Origin of the sequence: Erysipelatoclostridium sp. An15 (assembly GCF_002160675.1) — a bacterium.
Classification (GTDB): domain Bacteria; phylum Bacillota_I; class Bacilli_A; order Erysipelotrichales; family Coprobacillaceae; genus Thomasclavelia; species Thomasclavelia merdavium.
Window position 1 is genome coordinate 1 of sequence record NZ_NFLA01000086.1, and the last position, 5,633, is coordinate 5,633.

Genomic DNA, 5,633 nt, shown 5'->3' on the forward strand with positions numbered 1-5,633 from the left:
AAAGGGTCATCGGATTGCCGTCCTACCTTCCTTTTTCCCAAAAACATATGTATGTCTTGTACATGACTATGATAACATTTAAAACACTTTCTTTCAATAATTATTCCCAGGATTTTTATAACGAAGATATTAAATCATTAGATCTTAATAAAGTTAAATGTACCTGCGGTTCTACCGGACATTTTCATCGTCATGCCTGCTATCAGCGTTATCTGGCTGTTGATGCTGATCATACAGTTGTAATTTCTATCATCAGGATCAAATGCGACAGCTGTGGTTGCACACATGCTCTTCTTCCAAGTATTATCATACCTTATCGGATATTATCAAATCCATCGATAATCAGAATAACCAAATCTTATCGCAATATCACAGATTCATGTACTGTTATTTCAAAGATAACTGAATTGCGTTATAATTATCAGTGTAATTAGATTGCATAAAATTTAAAGATTCCATAATCTAATTATACCAAAAACGACAATGATAATCATTAAAGATAATCATTGTCGTTTTCTTTTTTAGGTAACTTTACGAATATTTATTTCGTTACAGCCCCTTTTTAAATAATCTGAAAATGTTTTAAAGCTTTGAAGATGCCATCATTTTTAACAACATCAGTGACATAAGTGGCTGCTTTTTTGACTGCCTCTCTACCACTGCCTACACAGATACTTGTACCAGCACATTCAAACATAGGAATATCCACTTCAGCATCACCAAAAGCATAAATATCAACTTGATCTATTTGTAGATAATCTATTAATTGTTCAATGGCTTCCTTCTTATCAATATGAGGTAAAGCACAGTCACCAAATAAAGCTTCTTCTCCTTGACCACCCCAAGTTAAACATTGAAATTGTGGAAAATGCTCTTTGAAATCAAGATAATCTTGATAACTATTTAAAATATAATTGATTTTTGTAATATTTTCTTGATACATGCTTTCAGGAAATGTCATCATTGGATAAATATCACGAATTTTAATATCACCTTGATGACCATATTTTTGATAAGTAGGAACCGCTCTTGTTTCAAAATCATGGGAACCATATAAACCATCATTTCCTTCCATGAAATAACATAAATCATGACAATCTAAATAATCAGTAATTTCTTTCACTTGTGCTAATGAAAGTTTTTGATCTTTTAGCACCTTTCCTTCACATTCAATATAAGCACCATTTCCACAAATCATACCACTGACTTCAATATCTCCTACAGTTGCACGATTACGTGTTCTTCCTGTCACAACAAATACATAATGTCCTAAATCTTTCGCTTGTTTTAATGCATCTTTGCAACTTTGAGGAACGGTCCCATCATAGCTGATTAGTGTACCATCAACATCAAATAATAGTAATTTTTTATTCATGATTTTCACCTTGATGAATATAGGCAAGAACTAAGCGATACGTATTTTCTACAGCTTGGATATGTGTTCTTTCCATACCATGTGAAGCATGAACGCCCGGTCCTATTAAAGCACCTTTGATGTTTTGTCCACCTCTTAAAGCAGCAGAAACATCACTACTATAGAATGGATAAATATCAACTGCATATTGTAAATTCTCTCTTTTTGCAAGTTCTATAAATGTAGATGTGATTTCATAGTCATAAGGGCCACTGGAATCTTTCGCACAAATACTGACATCATATTCACTACAAGCTAAATCTTCTCCAATACATCCCATATCTACCGCAATCAATTCATCAACATTTGAATCAACATAGCTACTACCATGCCCCACTTCTTCAAATGTAGAAATCATAAAGTAAAGATTATGTTGAGGTTGAATATGATTTTGTGATAAATATTTCAAAACACCAAAAAGTATCGCAACACTCATTTTATCATCTAAAAATCTTGACTTAATAAATCCTGAATCAGTGAATGTTGTTTTAGGTTCAATCGCAATATAATCACCATTATCAATACCAAGCTTTTTTACATCTTCTTTTGTTTTAACGACTTCATCAAGACGAATATGCATTGTATCACATGATCTTTCTTTGTCTTTAGAATCTTTATAAACATGAGCAGCAGGTGAATTGGAAAGAATTGTTCCTGTATAAACATCATGATTTCTTGTCATAATACGACAATATTCACCATCTAATGTTGGAATAATAGGACCACCAACATTCGTAAAAGCTAAAGTTCCATCATCTTTAATACTTCTGACCATTAATCCTAGTGTATCAACATGAGCACAGAACCCAATTGTATAATCATCTTGTCCATCTACGAATATTTGTAAATTACCTTTTTTAGTCAGTTTTGTTTCAAATCCTAAATTTTGTGCTTCTTTTTGACAATATTCAATGACTTCTTTAGTATAACCAGAAGGACTGTCAATCGCCATAATATCTTTTAAAATAGAAAGTATGTATTCATTCATAAATTTTCTCCTCCTTGATGGGCTGCATTTATAATTTGTGATAAAGTGATTTCATTTAATTTTTGTTTATATTGATATTCAGCAGCATTTAAATAATCAACAATAAAATCTTCTGTTTCCTTAACCTTTAAATGAGAATCAAAAACCTTATCAACCAAATGTGTTGTTTTCACAAAAGGTTCTTTTCCTTCCATAGCTTCAAAAATATCCAATAAAGAAATATTTTCAAGCGATTTTGTTAAAACAAAACCACCACGCTTATTAGCCATAGATTGAATCAAACCAGAAACAACAAGTTGTCTGGTGATTTTTTTAAGATAAGAATCTGATACCGATAGTTTTTCACTCAGTTCATGACTTTTAATGGGTTTATCATTGGCACCTATTAAAAGTAATATACAAATAGCTTGTTCGAAACTCTTTCTAATCTTCATTTTCATCACCTTCTTTTCTATTTTAACAGAAAAAGAACTCTTTGTATCTAAAAGAGTTGACAATTATTTGTAAATTTATATAATAATCTTTAGATATTTAATATCCATAGATATTAAATATCTAAAGATTATAAAGAAAGAAGGAGTTTTATGATTAAACAGGAGTGGAAGAATATTTTTCGCCATACTTGGATGAAGATTGTTCTTGTGGCGATTATCTTGATACCAAGTTTATATGCTTGTATTTTTTTAGGTTCTATGTGGGACCCATATGGAAATACAGGAAAGATTCCCGTAGCTGTGGTGAATCTTGATTTGCCAGTCAAGTATGAGAATCGTACTTTGGATGTAGGGAGAGAATTAACAGAGCGTCTTAAGGATAATACAACTATGGATTTTCAATGCGTGGATAAAAGCAAAGCACAGATGGGATTAGAGGATGGTCAATATTATATGATCATTACTATTCCTGAAGATTTTTCAAAAAATGCAACAACACTTTTAGATGAACAACCACAAAAAATGAAACTTCATTATACAACGAATCCGGGAAGTAACTACATTGCTTCTAAAATGGATGATTCAGCAATTGAAAAAATCAAATCAGAAGTTTCACAAACTGTGACAAAAACATATGCTCAAACAATTTTTGAACAAATTACAACGTTAACAGATGGTTTAAAACAAGCCAATGATGGGACACATCAATTATCTGATGGAAGTCAAGCATTGGTAGATGGAAACCAACTGATTTCAGATAATCTTCAAGTTTTAGCAGACAGTACACTTTCATTTGAAAACGGAGCACAAACACTGACAAAAGGATTAAAAGATTATACGGAAGGTGTTTTAACAGTGCATAATGGTGTCTATACTTTAAAAGATGGATTGGACACATTGTATCAATCAACACAACCACTTCATGATGGAGTGGAGGCATTATCTCAGGGGTCTTCAGTATTAAACACAGGACTACAACAATATACAAAAGGTGTTTCAAGTGTTTATCAAGGAACACAACAACTTATGAAAAATCAAGAACCAATAACTCAAGGAATGCAAAGTTTGGATCAAGGAACTGATAAACTTATAGAAGGCAATCAACAGGTTTATCAAGGATTGAATCAACTCAATCAACAGTTATCTTCAATCAATACGGAACAAATACAAACAATCACACAGGCTAATGATTCTTTAAATCAAGCAACAATATTGTTGAATCAATTGATGTCTTCCAATCCATCAATGGCTCAAAAATGGATGAACCAAAAGTTAAGTGATGCAGAAGCCAAGAATATCGCTTTGAATCAACAAGATGTACAGTATCTTTTAACACATTATTCGTATATAGAATTAGAAAAAAGTGTAATCACAGGGAATCAAGAAGCTATCCGTCAATTCAGTACAAGTTTAACACAAGTGTATAAAAATACACAAAAACTAGAAAAAGGAAGCCAACAACTCCAAAGTGGTTTAGAAGACTTGAATACATCAGTGAGAACATCATTAATACCGGGTATTGAAGCTTATATGAAAGGTGTTAGTCAGATTCATGATGGTATAGGTAAATTAGAACATCAAAATCAAACATTATTGCAGGGAAGTCAACAATTAACAGATGGATTATTATCGTTTAAACAACAGACACCAGCTCTTTTTGGTGGAATAGAACAATTGAATCAAGGAGTAAAAGCATTATATGATGGTACAACCACATTAATATCTCAAAATGAAACAATCATGCAAGGATCAACACAATTAACTCAAGGTTCAACACAGATTAAAGCAGGTGCAAAACAGCTGAGTGATGGTTCATTAACATTAAGTGATGGTTTACAGACACTTCAAAATGGGACTCGAAAATTAGATGAAAGTTTGAAGGAAGGAGTAGAAAAGGCTAATTTTCATATTCAAGATTCAACGTTGGATATGATGTCCGCACCAGTAGAAACAAGTCATGAAGCGATTTCCACAGTCACAAACAATGGTCATGCGATGGCACCTTATATGATGAGCGTGGCTTTATATGTTGCTGCTTTAGCTTTTACACTTATGTATCCAATAAGAAAAGGTATAAAAAAAGCTTCATCACCATTCAAGTATTGGCTATCAAAAGCCTCTGTGATGTATAGTGTATCAACATTATCAGCTATCATTTTAATCACAAGTTTAAGATGGATATGTGGCTTTGAACCTCAACAATTATTGATGACTTATCTCTTTGCGATTATTGTTTCAGCTGCTTTTATGTCACTTGTGATGTTGTTGTCACTGACAACAGGTTATATAGGAGAATTTTTATTGTTAGTCTTTATGATTTTAAATTTAGGTGGATCAGCAGGAACTTATCCATTAGAAACATCAAGTCTATTTTATCAATGGCTACATCCATTTGTCCCTTATACTTATAGTGTCAATGGATTTAGAGAAGTCATTAGTATGACAGAAATGCCCATTACAAATGAAATCATCATCTTTTTAGGAATTCTTATGATTTGTTCACTTCTTACAATTCTTTATTATCGTTTTAAAAATAAAGAAGATAAACATCTTATTCCACAGGCATTTGAAAAAGTTAATGAATAAATATGTATATTTCTTCATTCTTTGATCATGATATGAATATGGAGGTTAAGATGATGAAAAAAATATTAGCATTACTTTTATGTATGACTGTATTGGATAGGTTACACTAAATTGGACAGTTTCTAAGAGAACTGTTACAATTTAGAAAGTAAAAGTGAGGTAAACTAAAATGGCAAGAGAAAGAAGAACCTATAGTGATGAATTTAAACAA

5 protein-coding genes are annotated in these 5,633 nt (G+C 31.9%); 2 read left to right on the forward strand and 3 right to left on the reverse strand.

The window, feature by feature from the left end; translation table 11 throughout:
* Positions 1-434 (forward strand): DUF6431 domain-containing protein (locus tag B5E92_RS15425; RefSeq protein ID WP_239406506.1); only part of this gene is annotated, 434 nt, incomplete at its 5' end.
* Positions 435-562: 128 nt separating this feature from the next.
* Here the strand turns inward: B5E92_RS15425 and B5E92_RS14830 are convergent.
* From B5E92_RS14830 to B5E92_RS14840, 3 genes are read right to left on the reverse strand one after another with little or no spacing between them, the layout of a single operon-like run.
* Complete coding sequence (locus B5E92_RS14830) at positions 563-1,375, reverse strand: Cof-type HAD-IIB family hydrolase (protein WP_087303438.1); 813 nt, start codon at positions 1,373-1,375, stop codon at positions 563-565.
* The gene (locus B5E92_RS14835; RefSeq protein WP_087303440.1) at positions 1,368-2,402 is read right to left on the reverse strand and encodes a M42 family metallopeptidase; all 1,035 of its coding nucleotides are present in this window, start codon (positions 2,400-2,402) and stop codon (positions 1,368-1,370) included. Before B5E92_RS14835 ends, B5E92_RS14830 begins: the two co-directional genes overlap by 8 nt.
* Positions 2,399-2,836 (reverse strand): Rrf2 family transcriptional regulator, encoded by a 438-nt coding sequence (locus B5E92_RS14840; protein ID WP_087303442.1) that lies wholly within the window; start codon positions 2,834-2,836, stop codon positions 2,399-2,401. Before B5E92_RS14840 ends, B5E92_RS14835 begins: the two co-directional genes overlap by 4 nt.
* A gap of 150 nt (positions 2,837-2,986) precedes the next feature.
* Between B5E92_RS14840 and B5E92_RS14845 the strand changes: the two genes are divergently transcribed.
* Positions 2,987-5,422, forward strand: coding sequence for a YhgE/Pip domain-containing protein (locus B5E92_RS14845; RefSeq protein ID WP_087303444.1), 2,436 nt, complete (start codon positions 2,987-2,989; stop codon positions 5,420-5,422).
* The last annotated feature ends 211 nt before the right edge of the window (positions 5,423-5,633 follow it).

Coding starts and splice junctions, on each gene's coding strand:
- B5E92_RS14830 (WP_087303438.1), bottom strand. CDS start 1,375: ATGAATAAAAAATTACTATTATTTGATGTTGATGGTACACTAATCAGC.
- B5E92_RS14845 (WP_087303444.1), top strand. CDS start 2,987: ATGATTAAACAGGAGTGGAAGAATATTTTTCGCCATACTTGGATGAAG.
- B5E92_RS14840 (WP_087303442.1), bottom strand. CDS start 2,836: ATGAAGATTAGAAAGAGTTTCGAACAAGCTATTTGTATATTACTTTTA.
- B5E92_RS14835 (WP_087303440.1), bottom strand. CDS start 2,402: ATGAATGAATACATACTTTCTATTTTAAAAGATATTATGGCGATTGAC.